Origin of the sequence: Streptomyces sp. NPDC012466 (assembly GCF_042955215.1) — a bacterium.
Taxonomy (GTDB): domain Bacteria; phylum Actinomycetota; class Actinomycetes; order Streptomycetales; family Streptomycetaceae; genus Streptomyces.
Genome location: NZ_JBIBEQ010000005.1, coordinates 1 through 17561 on the forward strand (window position 1 = coordinate 1; position 17561 = coordinate 17561).

Here is a 17561-nt window from a genome sequence, read left to right on the forward strand (position 1 = left end):
CAGCGATAGTTCTCGTTGGTCACCGCGGTCCACACCAGAGCGGCGACGATCGCGATCGCGACGGCCCAGGCGACATAGTCGCGAGGACGTTTCGGTGTGATCCGCTTCTTTTCTTCGGCCAGCAGTGGTGACACCGGTCGGCTCCTGGTCTTCGTACCGATCAGATCCGTGGACATGTCAGTCCTGAGGGACGGCCATGGCCGCGGTCTTGATCCCGAGGTCCTTGAAACCCCAGCGGCCCAGCGCCTCGGCGTACTTGGGGTCGTCGATGATCGACTGGATGGCGGCCTTGACCGCGGGGGTCAGCGGCGAGTCCTTCTTCAGGGCGATCGTCGTGGGCTTGGTGGACACCAGGGGCTTGAGGACGTCGAACGTCTTGGGCTGCTGCGTGGCCGCCCACTCGAGCGCGATGAAGTCGTTCATCACCGCGTCGATCCGCTTGGAGACCAGCTGGGTGAGGGCGTCGTTCACGCTGGGCAGGGTCACCGCCTTGATGGCCGGCTTGCCCTTGCTCGTACAGTCCTGCTTGGACAGCTGGGGCAGCCACTGCAGCTCCGCGGTGGTGCCGGAGGCGACAGCCACGCGGTGCCCGCACAGCGTGTGGGTGCCCAGCTTCTGCGGGTTCCCGTAGGGGACGGACACTCCGGTCCCGGCCTTGACGTAGTCGACCATGTCGAGCACCTTCAGCCGGTCCTTGGTGGCTCCCATGGTGGAGACGGTGAAGTCGTACCGGTTGGCCTGCAGACCGGTGATGATCGTGTCGAACTTGACGTTGTTGATCTGCAGCTTCAGGCCGAGCTTGGCGGCGACCAGCCGGGACATGTCCGGGTTGAACCCGATCGGGGTCTTGTTGTCCGACGCCAGGAACGAGGTGGGCGGGTAGGCCAGGTCCATGGCCACCGAGAGCGTGCCCTTGGACTTCACCGCCGCGGGCAGCAGCTTCACCGCCTTCGCATCCGGCTTCACACCCACCGAGATGTCGTCGGTGTGCTCGGCCGACGCGCCGGACCCTCCGCCCTGGGTCGTGCTCTTCGACCCTGCGTTCTGCGCGGTGCCGCCCGCCCCGCACGCGGCGAGCGTGAGGGCCAGGGCGGTCGTGACGATCGGGATGCTCACGTGCCTGTTGACCTGCATGGCGGCGGCCACAGCGCCTGCGGTGCGGCGTACGGTTCTGCGGCCTGTCCGGTTGCTTTCCATGGCGGTGCCTCCTGGGGATACGGGGATGCCGGGGAGAATGCGGTGATGCGGGGGATACGGGGGAATCCGTGATGCGGGGACGACGTGCGGATCGGACGGGGGTGGGACGTCGTCAGTTGGCGCCCGGAAACGCGCAGGGCTCATGGGCGGCCACGCGAGACCGGGCGCCTGTCGGGAAGAGGGTGCTGCGTGAGCGGGTGTGCGTCGCGCGTCAGATGCCCAGCATCTGGTTGAGCTCGTCCAGGGACTTGACGGTCACGTAGTCGTAGCCGTGGGTCACCGGGTCGCAGCCGCGGTCCAGGAGGACGAGGTTGCGGAAGCCCATGTCGTGCATCGGCATCAGGTCGTAGCGGGTGTGCGAGGAGACGTGCACGAAGTCCTCGGGTGACGCGTCGAGCTGGTCGAGCATGTACTCGAACGCCGCGTACCGGGGCTTGTAGTAGCCGGCCTGCTCCGCGGTGAAGACCGCGTGGAAGTCAGCCCCGAGCCGGGGCACGCTCTCGGCGAGGAAGGCGTCCTCGGCGTTGGAGAGGATCACCAGCTTGTAGTGCTCGCCCATCTTCTTCAGCGGTTCCGGCACATCCGCGTGCGGGCCCCAGCTGCGCACGCCGTCGGCGAACCGCTTGCCGGCGTCCGGGGCCGCCTTGATGCCCCACTTGCGGCAGACCCCCTCGAAGGCGGCCTGCAGCGTCTGCTCGTAGGGGTAGTACTTGTCGAGGACCGAGTCGTAGCGGTAGCCACGGAACTCCTTGACGAACTGGTCCCAGTGCTCGGCCGGGATCTGGTCGCCGACGAGTTCACGCGTGATGGGGGTCATCGGCCACTCGATCAACGTGCCGTAACAGTCGAACGAGACGTACTTCGGGCGGAACTGGAACGAGGGAATAGGCATGGAAGAGCTCCAATTTCTGCGCTGTCAAAGACTGCAGGGAATGCAGACTCCGCTTTTTCAGGACTTTTCCGGCATGTTCGAGATGAACTCGCCCAAGGGCAGGGCGTGATGACGGAGGGTCAGGCGGTCTGGGCCCCGGCCGGCGCGAGGAAGCCGATCGGGTGGTCGGTGGAGCCCTCGAGGGCCAGGTCGGCGGCGATCTCTCCCATGGCGGGCGAGAGCTTGAAGCCGCTGCCGGAGAATCCGGCCATGACGATGATGTCGTCCTCGCCGGGGAGATGACCGACGAGCGGGTTCCCGGACGCGGTGTAGCCCTCCATGTAGACCGACAGCCTGATCGGGTCGGGGTTCAGATCGGGCATCAGCTCGGCGATGAGCTCGCGGAAGGTGGCGAGTTCCTCCGGGCGGACCGTCCGGTCGAGCCGCTCGGGGTCGGGCACCGGCAGGTAACGGGCCAGGGAGAGGCCCAGCTTGACGGAGATGCCGTCGGGCGAGGGGAGCCCGTAGCAGTCGTGGGGTGTACTGCGGACGAAGGCGGGTGCGCCGCCCGCGAACCAGTCATGGCGGGTGGGGATGTGCCACGAGCTGATCAGCCGGCGGATGTCGACGCTCCGCGGGAGGTCCGGGAGCAGCGTGTTGATCCAGGGGCCCGCGGTCACCACCGCGGTGTCCACGTGGTCCGTGCCCTGGTCGGTGACGATGTGCACCCCGCCGCCCGCCGCGGGGGCGATCTCCCGCACCGTGGTGTAGCGGTGCAGCCGGGCGCCCAGTTGCTCGGCGCGGGTGGCGGCGGCCTGGATCGACGCCTCCGGCCGGATGATGCCGCCCCTCCGGTCGAGGACGGCGGTGTGCCCGTCCGGGAGGCGGTGCTGTGGGTACCGGCGGGCGAGTTCCTCGCGGTCCAGTACCTCGTGGTCCAGCCGGTGAGTGGTGCTTTCGGAGAGGAGGAGGCGCATCGACGGTGACACGGTCTCGCCCATCACCAGGCATCCGCTGCGGCGGCGCAGCGAGAAGCCGGTTTCACGCTGGAGCCGGTCCCACATCCCGTCCGCGAGCCGCAGCAGCGGAATGTACCCGGGGTCACCGAGGTGCACGGCGCGGAAGATGCGGGTCTCGCCCCCGGCCGCGCCGCGGTCGTGACCCGGCGCGTACCGGTCGTAGCCGATGACCTCGGCTCCGCGGGCGGCAAGTCGCCACATGGCCTGGCTGCCCATGCTGCCGGCACCGATCACGGCGACGCGCTTCTGGTTGCGCATGAGTCGCTCCTTTCGCCGGGGGTGGGCTCGGTGGCAGTGATGCCCCGGACCGGTGCGGACACCGTGCCGACTCTTGCGGTTCGGCCGTGCCGGGGATGGCGTTCACTTTCGACCCGCCGGAACCCGCAGGTCAACCCACACTGTGTTCCACCTCGCCGGCTTCTCGAGACGGTTTGTCATGGCAGGGGACAAGGCTCCGGAAAGTGTTCCCCGCCCTCTTGTCACGGTGGGTGGCCGGTGCGATGGTGACCCCCGGATCCTTCGGAAGAAAGCACTCCTATGCCGCCCAGCCGTCCCGCAACCGGGCACTTCCCGACCATCGCGGAGGTTCTTCGCCTGCCCGTGCTGGCCGAGGGGATGCCGCGGGTGCTGGCCGGTACGTCGCAGCTGAACCGTGCGGTGCGCTGGGTGCATGTCACCGAACTGCTCAATCCGGCCGACTTCCTGGAGGGCGGTGAGCTGGTGCTGACGACCGGCATGCCGTACCCGGAGGACGCCTCCGAGCTGCGGGATTACGTGGACCAGCTCGCCGATGTCGGCGCGGCCGGCCTGATCGTGGAGCTCGGTCACCGCTATCGGAAGGTGCCCGAGGAGCTGGTGGCGGCCTGCCGGGCGCGTGAGGTGCCGTTGGTCGAGCTGGCCCGCGGTGTCCGCTTCATCGACGTCACGCAGACGGTGCACGCGCTCATCCTCGACGCCCAGGGGGCTCTGCTGCGCCGCGGCAGGGACATCCAGGACATCTTCACCGCTCTGACGTTGCGGGGCGCGGGTCCCGAGGAACTGGTGCACACGACCGCGGAGCTCACCGGAGCGCCCGTGGTGCTGGAAGATCTCACCCACCGGGTCCTGATGTGCGAGCTGCTCGGGCGGCCGTACGAGCCCGTCGTGTCGGCCTGGTCCCGGCGCTCCCGGGCCGCGCCGACCCTGGACAAGGTCGCACCGAGCGGCCCGGAGGGGTGGCTGATCGCCCCGGTGCAGGACCACCACGGACCGTGGGGGCGGCTGGTCCTGCTGGACAGCCGGCTGAACACGGAGCCCGACCCGGAGCACGTCCTGGTGCTGGAGCGTGCGGCGGTCGCGCTGACCATGGCACGCCTGGCCGGGCCGGCCTGGTGGGAGCGCCGGGCCCACCGCTCCGTGCTGCGGGACCTGTGCGAACGGCGTTTCCGCTCCCCCGCCGACGCCCGCGCCCGCGCCGAGGCGCTGGGGTTGCCGGCCTTCGGGCACCGCCTCTTCACCGTCGTCATCCGCCACGCCCATCGCGGCGGTGAGGGCGAGCAGCTCGACGAGCGGATCGCGAAGGCTCTGACGCAGACCGGCATCCGCGCTCTGGTCGGTGAGACGGCTCCCGGCCGGATCGGTGTCCTCCTCGCCCTGGCGCAGGCCAGTGCGTGGCAGCCGGTCGCCGAGCGGATCGGCCGTCTCGCCCGTGAGGAACTCGGTCCGGAGGCCGTCGTCGCCGTCGGCCCGGGGGTGACCGACCTCTCCGGGATCGCCCGGTCGTGGCAGGAGGCCGAGCAGACGGCCGAGGCCATCACACCGGCCTCCCCGGAGCGGTGGTTCTACGTCCCCGCCGATGTCCGGCTGCCGGAACTCCTGGGGGTCCTGTGTGCGGACACCCGCCTCCAGCGCTACGCGGAACGGCAGCTGACCCGCCTCATCGAACACGACGACCGCAACAGCGGTGACCTGCTGCCCGCGCTGCGCGCCTATCTGGCGGCCGCCGGCAACAAGTCGGACGCGGCGAAGCGGGCCGGCATGTCCCGGCAGGCGTACTACCAGCGCCTCCACACCATCGAACGGCTTCTCGGCTGCGACCTGGAATCAGGCCTGCAGCGCACGTCCCTGCACGTGGCGGTGCTGGTCCTGGACGCACGCGGAGCAGCCTTGCCCGGCGCATGAGGAGTGCCGGGCGGCACGCGGAGCAGCCTGGCGGCGGCATCCGCGGCCGTCCGCGCTCACTTCGAACGCCTTCGCATTCGGCGCTCCGTCAGCGCCGTACCCTCGGCATCCCCAGTCCGATCCACGAGATGATCTCCCGCTGGATCTCGTTGTTGCCGCCGCCGAAGGTGAAGATCACGGCCGAGCGGTAGCCGCGTTCCAGTTCGCCGTGCAGGACCGCGCCGGCCGAGCCGTCCTTCAGGGCGCCGGGGGCCGCGACGATCTCCATGAGCCAGGCGTAGGCGTCGCGGCGGGCCTCGGAGCCGTAGACCTTGACGGCCGAGGCGTCCTGCGGGGTGAGGGTGCCGTCCTGGACCGCGCCGACCATCTGCCAGTTCAGCAGTTTCAGCGCGTCCAGCCGGGCGTGGGTGCGGGCCAGGAGGCGGCGCACCCAGGGCAGATCGACGACGCGGCGGCCGTCGGCGAGCTTGGTCTCCGTCGCCCAGCGCCGCACGTCGTGCAGGGCGCGGATCGCCATGGTGCCGTGGGCGGCCAGGGTCACACGCTCGTGGTTGAGCTGGTTGGTGATCAGCCGCCAGCCCTGGTTCTCGGCGCCGACCCGGTGGGAGACGGGGACGCGGACGTTCTCGTAGTAGCTGGCGGTGGTGTCGTGCGAGGCGAGGGTGTTGATCAGGGTGCAGGAGTAGCCGGGGTCGGAGGTCGGCACCAGGAGCATGGTGATGCCCTTGTGCGGCGGGGCGTCCGGGTCGGTGCGCACGGCCAGCCAGACCCAGTCGGCCGTGTCGCCGTTCGTGGTCCAGATCTTCTGGCCGTCGACGACGTACTCGTCGCCCTGGCGTACCGCCCTGGTGCGCAGGGACGCCAGGTCGGTGCCCGCGCCGGGTTCGCTGTAGCCGATGGCGAAGTCGATCTCGCCGGAGAGGATCCGCGGCAGGAAGTACGCCTTCTGCTCGTCGGTGCCGTACCGCATGATCGTCGGGCCGACGGTGTTCAGCGCCATGAGCGGCAGCGGGACGCCGGCCTGGGCAGCCTCGTCGAAGAAGATGAACTGCTCCATGGCCGTCAGGCCGCGCCCACCGTACTCGGCCGGCCAGCCCACACCGAGCCAGCCGTCCCTCCCGAGCCGCCGGACGGTATCGCGGTAGAACCGCTTCTGGTCCGCCGGGTCGCCGCTCCGGGCGTACCTGTGGTCAGGGACCAGTTCGGCGAAGTAGGACCGCAGTTCGCTGCGCAGCCGCTGCTGCTCGGGCGTGTATTCGAGGTGCACGGCGCCTCCAGGCTCCCAAGGCCGGTCCTGTCGGCGCACACCGTAGAACGTGTTTCAGAAATTGGGAATGGTGTTGTCAGTTCAGGGTGGCGAGGAAGTCCGTGCACGCGCGTGCGCATGCCCGGCATGCCGCCGCCGAGTCCTCCGCTCCTGGTTGCCGGTCGAAGACGTGGGCGGCCTCCAGGCACACGGTCCGGCACCACTCCACCTGGACCCGGATGCTGCTCTCGTCCACCTGGTTCTGCTCGGACAGCACACGGCAGGTCGCGTCGCAGACCTCCGCGCACATGATGCCCTTGCGCCGTACGAGTTCCTGATTCTCGGTGCCGTCGGGATCCACGAGGCTCGCGCGCAGCGCGCAGGCCCGCGCGCACTCGGTGCACGCCTGCGCACAGGCGAAACGGTCCTCCAGGAACCGGAACAGCTCCTGCTGGGATGTCGTCGAAGTCACACCGCGCGGGTAGCCCCGGTCGGTGCCCGTCAAACCCGGTGTTCCCGAGGGTTCCCTCCGGCGCGGCGGTCGCCTGTGCCCAGCGGGTTCACGGAGGGGACCAGGGGTACCCGCGTGCCATGAATAGCGCATGGATGGAGATGGCCGCGGGCCGTGGCGCCGTCGGCATCGGGCTGATCGTGGCGGGTGTGGTGGTCGTGGCCCTGCTGCTGGGGGCCTTCGTCCTCGGCGTTCGCGTCAAGCGCAGGGAACTGCCCACACCGCGTCCGGACGAGCAGCCGCGGCTGCCCGACGGGGGGCCGGTCCGCGAGACGAGTGAGCGCCGGGAGCCCGAGGAGGTTCCCAGGAGCGAGGACCGCCTGACCCCGCACCAGCTGAAGGGGCACGGCAACATGAGCGACCGGACGAGCCCGTCGCAGGAGCGCCCCCGCTGGAACGACGGCAGCAGCGGTTCCTTCGGCAGCGGCGGCCCGGGCGGCGGCTGAGCCCAGGACGCCGGCGGCCCGGCAGCCGAACGGAAGGGCCCGTGCCTGTGCACGGGCCCTTTCGCATGCCTGCGGCCGGCTCCATGAGGTGAGGTGGATCACAGGTTTCGAGTGCATCGTGCGGTGGGGTCCAGCGACTTTGGAGAGGTGTAGGGGGCCACTGAGACGCAGGACGGTGAGGATGGAGCAGGTGGGGGCGGACGGCTTCGACGAGTTCACGGCCGCCCGTTGGTCGGCGCTGCTCCATGTCGCGCGTCTGCTCACGGGGGGCGACCGGCAGCGTGCCGAGGATCTGGTGCAGGAGGCCTTGGTCAAGCTGTGGTTCGCCTGGCCGAAGGTCGCCGAGCAGGCTCCCGAGGCGTACGTGCGCACCGTGCTGGTACGGCTGGCGGCCCGCTCGGCGCGGCGGCGCTGGTGGGGTGAGCGCCCGGTGGAGCAGCTTCCCGACCGGGCCGACCCCGGCGACATGTCGTCCGCCGTCGCGGAGCGGTCGCGACTGGAGGCGGCGCTGGCCCTGCTGTCGCCGAAGCAGCGGGCGGCGGTGGTGCTGCGCTACTACGAGGACCTGCCCGAGGCGCAGGTCGCCCAGGCTCTGGGCTGCCCGGTGGGCACCGCCCGGTCCCACGCGTCCCGCGGAGTCGCACGGCTCCGCCAGATCCTGTCCGACGCCGTCAGGCCCGTGGGGTGAAAGGAGAACCGATGGACGACTTCGAGCGGGACCTGTCGCGGCTGATGCGCGACACCCAGCAGCCCGCCCCCTACGAGCCCGCGCACCGGCAGCGGCTGCACGCGGGCATCCGGGCCCGCCGCCGGTCGCGGCTGCTGTGGAAGGCGGGCGGCTCCGCCGTGGCGGTGGTGGGGCTCAGTGTCGGGCTGGCCCTGCTGCCCAGCATGCTCACCCGGACCCAGCCCGCCGATCACCGGCCGCAGCCGGCGCCGAGCCCGACGACCTCGCCGGACAGCACGCCGACGGCCGAGCCCTCCGCACCGACTCCGACGCCGACCGAGCAGCCCGCGACCACCCAGCCCGCGACCACGACCGGCGGCGTCACCCCCTCCGGGGTGACGAGCGAACCGGCCGACTCCACGCCGACCGCCACGGCCTCCGAGAGCCGGACCGGTTCGGCACCGCCCACACCTCCGCCCTCCCCGACACCGACGACGGCCCCACCGTCCGCTCTGGAGTCCGAGGAGCCCTCCGCGTCGGCGTACACCCAGTAACTGCCTGAGCGGTCCTTCCCCGCCAGGGGCGCCCTCGCCCCGAGCCCGCACACCGCCCCACCCGCCACGGGCGCCTTCGCCATGCCCGAAACCGGCACCCGGGCTTGCCCCGCGCCAGAAAGAGACCGTGAAACAGCCATGCGCACCGTACGGCGGTCGGCCCTGATCGACCGCCCGATACCCGAGCCGTCCGCGCTGCCGCGCCGGGCGCCCCTGCCCGCGCACCATCCGGACCCCGTCCTCGACGTGGTCGTTCCCGTGCACAACGAGGAGAACGACCTGGAGCCCTGCGTCCGGCGCCTGCACGCGCACCTCGCACAGAACTTCCCCTACGCCTTCCGCATCACCATCGCCGACAACGCCAGCGCCGACCGCACCCCGCGGATCGCCGCACGACTGGCCGCCGAACTGCCCGGCACGCACTGGATCCGGCTGGCCGACAAGGGCCGGGGTCGTGCGCTGCACACCGCCTGGTCGCGTTCCGGCGCACCCGTTCTGGCCTATCTGGACGTGGACCTGTCCACCGATCTGGCCGCGCTGCTGCCGCTGGTCGCGCCGCTGATCTCGGGCCACTCGGACATCGCCATCGGCACCCGGCTGGCCCGTGGTTCGCGGGTGGTGCGCGGACCGAAGCGGGAGATCATCTCCCGCTGCTACAACGGGCTGCTGCGCGGCACCCTCGCGGTGGGCTTCTCCGACGCGCAGTGCGGGTTCAAGGCGGTGCGGCGGGACGTCGCGGAGCGGCTGCTGCCGCTGGTGCAGGACCGCGAGTGGTTCTTCGACACCGAGCTGCTGGTCATCGCCGAGCGCGCGGGGCTGCGGATCCACGAGGTGCCGGTGGACTGGGTGGACGACCCCGACAGCCGGGTCCACATCCTGTCCACGGCGCTCGCGGATCTGCGGGGCATGGCCAGGCTCGGCCGTGCCCTGGCCTGCGGCAGGCTGCCGCTGACCGCGCTGCGCCGCAGCGGCGGCGACCTCGACGGGGAGCTGCCCGCGGGCCTGGCCCGGCAGGTGGTGCGTTTCACCGCCGTCGGCGCCGCCAGCACCCTGTGCTACCTGCTGCTGTACACCGCCCTCAGACCCGCGACGGGAGCACAGGCCGCCAACGCCCTCGCGCTGCTCGCCAGCGCCATCGCCAACACCGCGGCCAACCGGCGGCTCACCTTCGGAGTCCGGGGTCGCGGTGGCGCACTGCGCCACCATCTCAAGGGCCTCGCCGCCTTCCTGGTCGGGCTGTCCCTGACCAGCGGCTCGCTGGCCGTCCTCCACCACACCGCTCCCGGCGCCGGGCACCGGGTCGAACTGGTGACGCTGATCGCCGCCAACCTGGCCGCGACGCTGCTGCGCTTCCTCCTCCTCCGGGCGTGGGTGTTCCCGGCCCGCCGCACGACAGGACCCTCGGCCGCATGAGCACCGTCCAGCTGCGCCGCCCGTCCTCCGGCGTCGAGCGCCCCCAAGTCAATGGCGAGAAGCGGGAGTTAGGGCCGCGGCTGCGCGCCGCCGCCGTGCGCTACGGGCCCGTGCTGCTGACGTACGGCGTGCTGAAACTGGCCGGCTTCGCCGTCTTCATGTACCTGCTGGACTCCGCGGGCGGCTTCCGTGAGAAGAACCCGCGCTTCGGCGGCGGCGAGCACGCCTGGGACGTCCTGGCCAGCTGGGACGGCTGGTGGTACCAGCAGATCGCCGCGCACGGGTACGACCCCGCCCTGAAGCCGGTCCCGGGGGCGACGGGGCTGATCACGCTGGAGGGCAACTCGGCGGCGTTCTTCCCGCTGTACCCGACGCTGATGCGGCTCGTCTCGGAGTGCACCGGACTCGGCCTCTACGGCGCCGGCATGACGGTCTCCGTCGTCGCTTCCTTCGCCGCCGCGCTCGGCATCCACGCCGTGGCGAAACACCTGGGCGGGCACCGGGCCGGTCTCGTCGCGGCCGGGCTGTGGGCGGTCTGGCCCGGCTCGGGCACGGAGTGGTCGGGCTACTCCGAGTCGCTCTACACGGCGCTCGCCGCCTGGGCCTGTCACGCCGTCATGTCCCGCCGCTGGCTCACCGCCGGCCTGCTGACCTGCGCGGCCGGGCTGTGCCGGCCCACCGCCGTGGCACTGGTCGCCGCCCTCGCCGTCGCCGCTGCGGCTGCCCTGCTACGGCGTGGGGGCCGTCCCCCGCGTCCGGACGGCTCGCGCCCGAGTGTCCGCCGCCTGCTCGCCGCCGTGGCCATCGCCCCGATGGGCCTGTTCGGCTACCTCGCCTGGGTCAACTACCGCATGGGCGACATCAACGGTTACTCCAAGCTCCAGGACGGCGCGTGGGCCCACAAGTTCGACTGGGGAGCCCACACGTTCGACGTGCTGACCTCCATCCCGGTGGGCCACTTCGACTATCTCTTCGCGATGCCCTTCGAGGACGTCATCGGCGTCTGCGTGGTGCTGATGGTGCCGGTGCTGACGGTGCTGCTGCTGCGGCTGCGGCCGCCTGCCGTACTCGTCGTCTACACCGTCCTCTCCTACCTCATGGTGATGACCACCCAGCAGTACTTCGGCAACGTCTCGCGCTATCTGCTCCCGCTCTTCCCGCTGTTCGTCCCGCTCGCCCTCGCGCTGCGCCGGCTCGGATGGCCGTCCCTGGCCGCGGTCCTCGGCACGGCCGCGCTGGCCTCCGGGTCGTACGCGGGATACGTGCTGTTCGAGCTGGGGGTCCCGTAGACAGTCGGCCGCCGCCCGGTGAGATGGCACCGAAACACTCCCTTCACGCAGGAAGTATTTAGGGGTAACGACCGCTGCCTACCGTGCCTGCCTTGTCAGTCCCCAACCCGCAGCAAGGAGGCGTGGCATGAGCACCGAGCCACGACTGGCCGAAGTCGCCGAGCCGGAACCCGCACAGCAGGCAGCCCCGAGCACGGACCAGGCCGTCAAGGAGACCCTCGAGGACTACACGCTCCGCTTCGCGCCGCGCAGTTACCGGCGCTGGACGCCGATGGTGGTGGCGACGACCGCGCTCGGCGGCATCGCCTACATGGCCGACTTCTCGATCGGCGCCGGCATCGGTCTGGCCCACGGCACCGGCAACGCGCTGCTCGCGATCGCCGTCGCCGCCGTCGTCATCTTCGTGACCGGCTTCCCCCTCGCCTACTACGGCGCCCGGTACAACATCGACCTGGACCTGATCACCCGCGGCTCCGGCTTCGGCTACTTCGGCTCGGTGCTCACCAGCGTCATCTTCGCCAGCTTCACCTTCATCTTCTTCGCCCTCGAAGGCTCGATCATGGCCCAGGGCCTGAAGCTGGGCCTCGGACTGCCGCTCTGGCTGGGCTACTTGGTCTCCACGCTGATGGTGATCCCCCTGGTGATCTACGGCATGACGGCGCTCAGCAAGCTCCAGGTGTGGACCACCCCGATCTGGCTGCTGCTGATGGTCGGCCCGCTGGTCTACCTGGTCGCCACCGACCCGGGCACCGTCGACCGCTTCCTCGCCTACGCGGGCACCGACGGGGACGGCGGCGTCAACACCGCCTCCGTGCTGCTGGGCGCGGGCGTGTGCCTCTCGCTGATCGCGCAGATCGGCGAGCAGATCGACTACCTGCGCTTCATGCCGCCCAAGACCGAGGCGAACAAGCGCGCTTGGTGGACCGCCGTGGTGATGGCCGGCCCGGGCTGGGTGGTGCTGGGCGCGCTGAAGCAGGCCATCGGCGTGTTCCTCGCGGTCTACATCATCGCCGAGGTCGGTCCCGCCGCCGCACCCGAGCCGATCCAGCAGTTCAAGCACGCCTTCGACGCGATGATGCCGTCCTGGCTCGTCCTCCCGCTGGCCGTGGTCCTGGTCGTGATCAGCCAGATCAAGATCAACGTGACGAACGCGTACTCCGGCTCCCTCGCCTGGACCAACTCCTTCACCCGCGTCACGAGGCGCTACCCGGGCCGGCTGGTCTTCGTCCTGGTCAACCTGGGTTTCGCTCTCGCCCTGATGGAGGCCGACATGTTCAGCTTCCTCAACGGCATCCTGGGCTTCTACTCGAACTGCGCGATCGCCTGGGTGGTCACCGTGGCCACCGACATCGGCATCAACAAGTACGTACTGAAGCTGTCGCCGCACGCACCCGAGTTCCGCCGCGGCATGCTCTATTCCGTCAACCCGGTCGGGGTCGTCGCCTTCGTCGCCGCCTCCGGGCTGTCCATCGCCATGTACTTCCACGCGCTGGGCGACGCCCTCCAGCCGTACTCCCCCGTCGCCGCCGCCGTCATCGCGTTCGTCCTCACCCCGCTGATGGCCGTGGTCACCAAGGGCCGTTACTACCTGCGCCGCACCGACGACGGCATCCCCGAGCCGCTCCTGGACGCGGACGGCAACCCCAGCGCCGTCACCTACGAGTGCCACGTGTGCCGGCAGCAGTTCGAGCGGCCGGACGTCGCGGCCTGCCACACGCACGACGCGGTCGTCTGCTCGCTGTGCCTGAGCACCGACAAGGTCGGCGACCACGTCCTGCCGGCGGTCTGACCCGCGCGGCGGGAGCACGGCCGGGTGCTCCCGCCCCACGGCACATTCCAGGTCGGTCTCGGACGCGATGTGCGGTGCCTGACGAGGGGCGGCTTGGGGGCCCGGGCGGCATACTGATCTCGCGCCGCGCAGTGATCAGGCCGACGTTCGGAGAGGGGATGACGGGACGTGACCACCGAAGAGCCGGACGGGCGGGGAACTCCCCACGAGCCGCCCGGCGTTCCCCCGGTCCCCGACGAGGTGTGGCTGAGGTTCCTCACCGACAGCGAGTCCGCCATACGCGTCTCCGCTCCCAGAGAACCCTCCGCCGACGAGCGGGCTGCGGGGCGGCGGCTCCAACCCCCGCACGCCGTCGGTGACCTGTGGCAGCCCGAGGACCTGTGGGTCCGCGTGGCGTGGGGTGACCTGGACCGCCGGGCCAAGGTCCGGCGCGCGGGACGGGTCGTCGCCACTGCGGCCGCCGTCGCCCTGGCCCTGGGTGCCTGGTCCCAGCTGTCCACCGGCGCGAGCACCGGCCACCGGCCCGGCGAGAGCACGGTGCGGCAGGTCGAGGGGGCGACCGCGCGGCTGCCCACCGCCACACCTCTCCCCTCCGCATCCCCCTTCCCGCAACCGTCCCGATAGCCCACGCAGGACGGGTGCGGTTGCGCCCCGCCGCCTAGGATGAGCCACACAGGCCGGATCTGGACGCTCGTCCGGGCGGCCCCCCACAGGCAGGAACGCGCAAGCAGACCGAAGGGGGACGGAGATGAGCGCGCCACGCCTCAGCAGCACCCCGTTGCCGGGCATAGGAGTCCGCTACGACCTGACGACACGCGAGAGCCGACGCCTGTCGGTGGTCGCGCACCGCGACGGGCACCGGACGATCAGCGCCTACCGCGAGGACGACCCGGACGCCTGCGACCTCTCGGTGCGGCTGACGTCGGAGGAGGCCACCACCCTCATCGACGCCCTGATGCCGGCGCACCACACCCCGAACCTGCTGTCCACCACCGACCTGGGGCTCGTCGCCGAGCGGATCGAGCTGCCCGCCTCGGCTCACTTCAGCGGGCGGCTGCTGGGCGAGTCCCGGATCCGCACCGACACCGGTGCGTCCGTGGTGGCGGTGCTGCGCCGGGCGGAGGCGATCCCTTCCCCCACCCCGGACTTCCGGCTGGCCGGTGGCGACACTCTCATCGTCATCGGGACCCGCGAGGGCGTGGAGGCGGCCGCCGCGATACTCGGGCGGGAGTGACCCGCCATGCACTCCTCCGCGGTCTTCCTGATCGAGTTCGGCTGTCTCATCCTCGGGCTCGGGCTGCTCGGCCGCTTCGCCGGGCGCTTCCGCTTCTCGCCCATCCCCCTCTACCTGCTGGCCGGGCTCGCCTTCGGGGAGGGCGGGCTGCTGCCGCTGGGCGCCAGCGAGGACTTCGTCGCCGTCGGCGCCGAGATCGGGGTCATCCTCCTGCTGCTCATGCTGGGCCTGGAGTACACGGCCACCGACCTCGTCTCGCACCTCAGGACCCACTACCCCGCCGGGCTCCTCGACGCCGTCCTCAACGCCCTGCCGGGCGCGGTGCTGGCCCTGCTGCTCGGCTGGGGCCCGGTCGCCGCCGTCGTCCTGGCCGGTGTCACCTGGGTCTCCTCCTCCGGCGTCATCGCCAAGATCCTCGGCGACCTGGGGCGGCTGGGCAATCGTGAGACGCCGGCCATCCTGAGCATCCTGGTCCTGGAGGACCTTTCCATGGCGGTGTACCTGCCCATCGTCACGGCTCTGCTGGCCGGGGTGGGGCTGGCCGCGGGCGGCATCACCCTGGCCATCGCCGTGGGCGTGCTGACCCTGGTGCTGGTCCTCGCGGTGCGCTTCGGCCGCCACGTCTCCCGCTTCGTCTCCAGCGACGATCCGGAGAAGCTGCTGCTGGTCGTCCTCGGCGTGACGCTCGTGGTCGCCGGTCTCGCCCAGCAGTTGCAGGTGTCGGCCGCGGTGGGCGCCTTCCTGGTCGGCATCGCGCTGTCGGGCGAGGTCGCCGAGGGCGCGACGAGTCTGCTGGCGCCGCTGCGGGACCTGTTCGCCGCCGTGTTCTTCGTCTTCTTCGGCCTGCACACCGACCCGGCGAGCATCCCGCCCGTCCTGCCGCCCGCCCTCGCCCTGGCGGCCGTCACCACCGCCACGAAGATCGCCACGGGGTACTGGGCCGCGCGCCGCGCCGGGATCGGGCCCAGGGGCCGCTGGCGGGCCGGCGGCACGCTCGTGGCCCGCGGCGAGTTCTCCATCGTCATCGCCGGGCTCGCCGTGACGTCCGGCATCGAGCCCTCGCTCGGCCCCCTGGCCACGGCGTACGTCCTCATCCTGGTCCTGCTCGGCCCCCTGACCGCCCGCTGGACGGAGCCGCTGGCCACACGCCTGACCGGACGCCTGCGGCGGGCGGCCGAGTCAGGGGCGACGCCACCGGTTCCGCCGGGCGCACACGAGGCCCTCGACGACCAGGACACGGTGGGCCGCGCCTGAGCACGCCGCCGGGGCGGCAGACGCAGACCGCGGGACGGGCACCGCCGTCGTCAGCCCGTCTTCCGCCCCCTGCGTGTGTCGATCCGCTCCCACTCCGCGTCCCACCGGGCCAGGCGCCACCGGTCCAGGGCCAGGCGGGTCAGCCACATGGTTCCCAGGACCGTTCCGCCCGCGAAGGCCCCTGCGAGTGCGCCGCCCATGGCGGTGTGCAGCCAGGCCTCGCCGTCGGACACCGGCGGGGTCGTGATGTCACCACTGCGGTTCACCCACAGGGAGATGGTGCTCCCGGCGGGAGCCTTGGGCGCCACCCGGGCCTCTTCCCGGTGGGTCGAGCCGTCGGGCGCGGTCCACCGCACCTTGCCCCACACGCGGTGGTCGCTCGCCACGCGGGCGGGCGACGGGCCGGGCGCGTCCTCGACGACCACGGCCGAGACCTGGCGGCTCTCGGCTCGCTGCCGTTCGACGGCCTGCTCGACCGAGCCCGCCGCCAGCAGTCCGGCGACCAGTCCGCCGAGCAGGGCGAGCACCCAACCCCCGAGCAGGACCCAGGCTTCGACGACGTCGACACGCCGTTTGAGCGCATTGCGTCGCCACCGCCACCACCGCACGGTCACGCGCTCTGAAGATTCCATCGGCCGACACCCCCTCGTGAGCACCGGCAGCACCCTTCCAGTGTGCGCCTGACAGCGGCTGAAGCGCGCCGGTCATCAGGCGGGAGACGCGGCGATGCGTACCCGGTCGCTCTCCTGGCCGGAGAGGAAGGAGGCCATCGCCCGCCCTTCGCCGGCGACGGCGGTGCGGTCGGCCCGGGAGAAGCGGCGCAGCGGGGTGACGTGCACGGTGTCCCCCTCGACGGTCCAGGTCGCGGCGACCCTGCCGTCGACCAGAACGACGCGGGCGCCGGCGACGGACAGAGGGCGGTGCGCGTCGTCGATGATCCGGCTGCGGTCGTGGTAGCCGAGGATCGCGTTGTCGAACGCCGGGAGGAACCGCACCGGGGCGGGGGTGTCGGGGTCGGGGCGTGGCGCGCCCGGGAGGTCGAGCAGTGTGCGGCCGCGTTCGTCCCGGAAGGCGACCAGTTCCTCGCGCATGGCGGAAACCGCGGCGGGCAGCCCCGCGAGGCCGCACCAGGCGCGCAGGTCGGCCGAGGCGGCGGGACCGAAGGCTGCCAGATAGCGCCGTACCAGTGCCTGGCCCACGGGGTCGGAGCCGTCCGGGGCGAGCGGGTCGATCTCGCGTCCCAGCCAGGAGGACATCAGCGCGTAGCGCACGCCGGCCTTCGTTCTCCACAGGCCGCGCGGCGGCAGTTGCACCGTCGGGAGGAGGGCGGCGACCAGCATCTCGCCGAGGGGCCGCGGCCCGGCCGAGGGCCAGCGGTCGGCGACGGCTCGCGCGAGCGCGGGCATGGACCGGGGTTCGCCGTCGGCCATGACCTTGCGGCCCGCCGCGGCGAGTTCACTGTGATCGACCCCGTCGAGTTCGCGCCGGTAGACCCCGACCACCCGCTGGCGCAGCATGCCGTCGTGGCGGGCGCGCCAGGCGACTGCGTCGTCGGCGGTGACGAGATGGACCGTGCGGCGCATGAGATGGGTGCGCACCACGCGCCGCCCGGTCAGCAGGTCCGACAGCCGGGCCGGGTCGAACGCCCGCAGCCGCGACCAGAGCCCGGGGAAGGGCTCCTGGGGTTCCTGCGCCTGGAGACCGCCCAGGTGGGCGACGGCGTCGAGGACCGGCAGGTCGGCGCGGTCGAGGAGCAACTGCCGGGCGAGAGTGGCGCGGTTGAGCGCCCGGGTGTCGAGAACGGTCATCGGAGCACCTCGGCCTTCGCGTCGTGTGCCGACCCGTGGTCCAGGGTGTCCGGGCGGCTTGCGTGTGCACGGTCGCACGGGACGCGGTCAGATCGTGACCGCA

General features: G+C 71.6%; 17 protein-coding genes. 10 read left to right on the forward strand and 7 right to left on the reverse strand.

Annotation, left to right across the window (positions count from 1 at the left end; all coding sequences use genetic code 11):
- Positions 1-177 precede the first annotated feature (177 nt).
- From ACFY9E_RS19105 to solA, 3 genes are all read right to left on the reverse strand, one after another.
- Positions 178-1197, reverse strand: a complete 1020-nt coding sequence (locus ACFY9E_RS19105) for a transporter substrate-binding domain-containing protein (RefSeq protein WP_390985162.1) — start codon at positions 1195-1197, stop codon at positions 178-180.
- Positions 1198-1408: 211 nt separating this feature from the next.
- A complete protein-coding gene (locus tag ACFY9E_RS19110) occupies positions 1409-2089 on the reverse strand; it encodes a haloacid dehalogenase type II (RefSeq protein ID WP_390985165.1) in 681 nt (226 codons plus the stop codon).
- A gap of 119 nt (positions 2090-2208) precedes the next feature.
- Complete coding sequence (gene solA / locus ACFY9E_RS19115; protein WP_390985168.1) at positions 2209-3345, reverse strand: N-methyl-L-tryptophan oxidase; 1137 nt, start codon at positions 3343-3345, stop codon at positions 2209-2211.
- 279 nt (positions 3346-3624) lie between these two features.
- On the opposite strand from solA, the gene ACFY9E_RS19120 reads away from it, so the two are divergent.
- Positions 3625-5247: a PucR family transcriptional regulator ligand-binding domain-containing protein gene (locus ACFY9E_RS19120; protein ID WP_390985170.1), complete on the forward strand. Its 1623-nt coding sequence runs from the start codon at positions 3625-3627 to the stop codon at positions 5245-5247.
- An 88-nt stretch (positions 5248-5335) separates the two neighbouring features.
- Here ACFY9E_RS19120 and ACFY9E_RS19125 read toward each other — a convergent pair whose 3' ends face one another.
- Together ACFY9E_RS19125 and ACFY9E_RS19130 are read right to left on the reverse strand one after the other, a co-directional pair.
- Positions 5336-6514, reverse strand: coding sequence for an acyl-CoA dehydrogenase family protein (locus ACFY9E_RS19125; protein ID WP_390985173.1), 1179 nt, complete (start codon positions 6512-6514; stop codon positions 5336-5338).
- A gap of 76 nt (positions 6515-6590) precedes the next feature.
- The gene (locus ACFY9E_RS19130; RefSeq protein ID WP_390985175.1) at positions 6591-6965 is read right to left on the reverse strand and encodes a ferredoxin; all 375 of its coding nucleotides are present in this window, start codon (positions 6963-6965) and stop codon (positions 6591-6593) included.
- 119 nt (positions 6966-7084) lie between these two features.
- On the opposite strand from ACFY9E_RS19130, the gene ACFY9E_RS19135 reads away from it, so the two are divergent.
- The 9 genes from ACFY9E_RS19135 (at position 7085) to ACFY9E_RS19175 (ending at position 15650) form a co-directional block, all read left to right on the forward strand.
- The gene (locus ACFY9E_RS19135; RefSeq protein WP_390985178.1) at positions 7085-7450 is read left to right on the forward strand and encodes a DUF6479 family protein; all 366 of its coding nucleotides are present in this window, start codon (positions 7085-7087) and stop codon (positions 7448-7450) included.
- Positions 7451-7631: 181 nt separating this feature from the next.
- Complete coding sequence (locus ACFY9E_RS19140; protein ID WP_390985180.1) at positions 7632-8138, forward strand: SigE family RNA polymerase sigma factor; 507 nt, start codon at positions 7632-7634, stop codon at positions 8136-8138.
- An 11-nt stretch (positions 8139-8149) separates the two neighbouring features.
- The gene (locus ACFY9E_RS19145) at positions 8150-8671 is read left to right on the forward strand and encodes a cellulase (protein WP_390985182.1); all 522 of its coding nucleotides are present in this window, start codon (positions 8150-8152) and stop codon (positions 8669-8671) included.
- 138 nt (positions 8672-8809) lie between these two features.
- The gene (locus ACFY9E_RS19150; RefSeq protein ID WP_390985184.1) at positions 8810-10084 is read left to right on the forward strand and encodes a glycosyltransferase; all 1275 of its coding nucleotides are present in this window, start codon (positions 8810-8812) and stop codon (positions 10082-10084) included.
- Entirely contained in the window at positions 10081-11373 is a 1293-nt protein-coding gene (locus ACFY9E_RS19155; RefSeq protein ID WP_390985187.1) for a hypothetical protein, read from the forward strand. The genes ACFY9E_RS19150 and ACFY9E_RS19155 overlap by 4 nt, the downstream gene beginning before the upstream one ends.
- A gap of 127 nt (positions 11374-11500) precedes the next feature.
- Complete coding sequence (locus tag ACFY9E_RS19160) at positions 11501-13162, forward strand: purine-cytosine permease family protein (RefSeq protein ID WP_390985190.1); 1662 nt, start codon at positions 11501-11503, stop codon at positions 13160-13162.
- A gap of 168 nt (positions 13163-13330) precedes the next feature.
- Entirely contained in the window at positions 13331-13786 is a 456-nt protein-coding gene (locus ACFY9E_RS19165) for a hypothetical protein (protein WP_390985192.1), read from the forward strand.
- Positions 13787-13910: 124 nt separating this feature from the next.
- Positions 13911-14396 (forward strand): TrkA C-terminal domain-containing protein, encoded by a 486-nt coding sequence (locus ACFY9E_RS19170; RefSeq protein ID WP_390985195.1) that lies wholly within the window; start codon positions 13911-13913, stop codon positions 14394-14396.
- A 6-nt stretch (positions 14397-14402) separates the two neighbouring features.
- Positions 14403-15650 (forward strand): cation:proton antiporter, encoded by a 1248-nt coding sequence (locus ACFY9E_RS19175; RefSeq protein ID WP_390985198.1) that lies wholly within the window; start codon positions 14403-14405, stop codon positions 15648-15650.
- A 50-nt stretch (positions 15651-15700) separates the two neighbouring features.
- Here ACFY9E_RS19175 and ACFY9E_RS19180 read toward each other — a convergent pair whose 3' ends face one another.
- Complete coding sequence (locus ACFY9E_RS19180; protein WP_390985201.1) at positions 15701-16282, reverse strand: hypothetical protein; 582 nt, start codon at positions 16280-16282, stop codon at positions 15701-15703.
- A 75-nt stretch (positions 16283-16357) separates the two neighbouring features.
- On the reverse strand, positions 16358-17458 hold the full coding sequence (locus tag ACFY9E_RS19185) for a DNA glycosylase AlkZ-like family protein (RefSeq protein WP_390985203.1): 1101 nt from the start codon (positions 17456-17458) through the stop codon (positions 16358-16360).
- Positions 17459-17561 lie beyond the last annotated feature (103 nt).

What these genes read in the sequence shown, in the direction of transcription:
- ACFY9E_RS19105 (WP_390985162.1), bottom strand. Translation starts at nt 1,197, where the DNA reads ATGGAAAGCAACCGGACAGGCCGCAGAACCGTACGCCGCACCGCAGGC.
- ACFY9E_RS19110 (WP_390985165.1), bottom strand. Translation starts at nt 2,089, where the DNA reads ATGCCTATTCCCTCGTTCCAGTTCCGCCCGAAGTACGTCTCGTTCGAC.
- solA (WP_390985168.1), bottom strand. Translation starts at nt 3,345, where the DNA reads ATGCGCAACCAGAAGCGCGTCGCCGTGATCGGTGCCGGCAGCATGGGC.
- ACFY9E_RS19120 (WP_390985170.1), top strand. Translation starts at nt 3,625, where the DNA reads ATGCCGCCCAGCCGTCCCGCAACCGGGCACTTCCCGACCATCGCGGAG.
- ACFY9E_RS19135 (WP_390985178.1), top strand. Translation starts at nt 7,085, where the DNA reads ATGAATAGCGCATGGATGGAGATGGCCGCGGGCCGTGGCGCCGTCGGC.
- ACFY9E_RS19140 (WP_390985180.1), top strand. Translation starts at nt 7,632, where the DNA reads ATGGAGCAGGTGGGGGCGGACGGCTTCGACGAGTTCACGGCCGCCCGT.
- ACFY9E_RS19145 (WP_390985182.1), top strand. Translation starts at nt 8,150, where the DNA reads ATGGACGACTTCGAGCGGGACCTGTCGCGGCTGATGCGCGACACCCAG.
- ACFY9E_RS19150 (WP_390985184.1), top strand. Translation starts at nt 8,810, where the DNA reads ATGCGCACCGTACGGCGGTCGGCCCTGATCGACCGCCCGATACCCGAG.
- ACFY9E_RS19155 (WP_390985187.1), top strand. Translation starts at nt 10,081, where the DNA reads ATGAGCACCGTCCAGCTGCGCCGCCCGTCCTCCGGCGTCGAGCGCCCC.
- ACFY9E_RS19160 (WP_390985190.1), top strand. Translation starts at nt 11,501, where the DNA reads ATGAGCACCGAGCCACGACTGGCCGAAGTCGCCGAGCCGGAACCCGCA.
- ACFY9E_RS19170 (WP_390985195.1), top strand. Translation starts at nt 13,911, where the DNA reads ATGAGCGCGCCACGCCTCAGCAGCACCCCGTTGCCGGGCATAGGAGTC.
- ACFY9E_RS19175 (WP_390985198.1), top strand. Translation starts at nt 14,403, where the DNA reads ATGCACTCCTCCGCGGTCTTCCTGATCGAGTTCGGCTGTCTCATCCTC.
- ACFY9E_RS19180 (WP_390985201.1), bottom strand. Translation starts at nt 16,282, where the DNA reads ATGGAATCTTCAGAGCGCGTGACCGTGCGGTGGTGGCGGTGGCGACGC.
- ACFY9E_RS19185 (WP_390985203.1), bottom strand. Translation starts at nt 17,458, where the DNA reads ATGACCGTTCTCGACACCCGGGCGCTCAACCGCGCCACTCTCGCCCGG.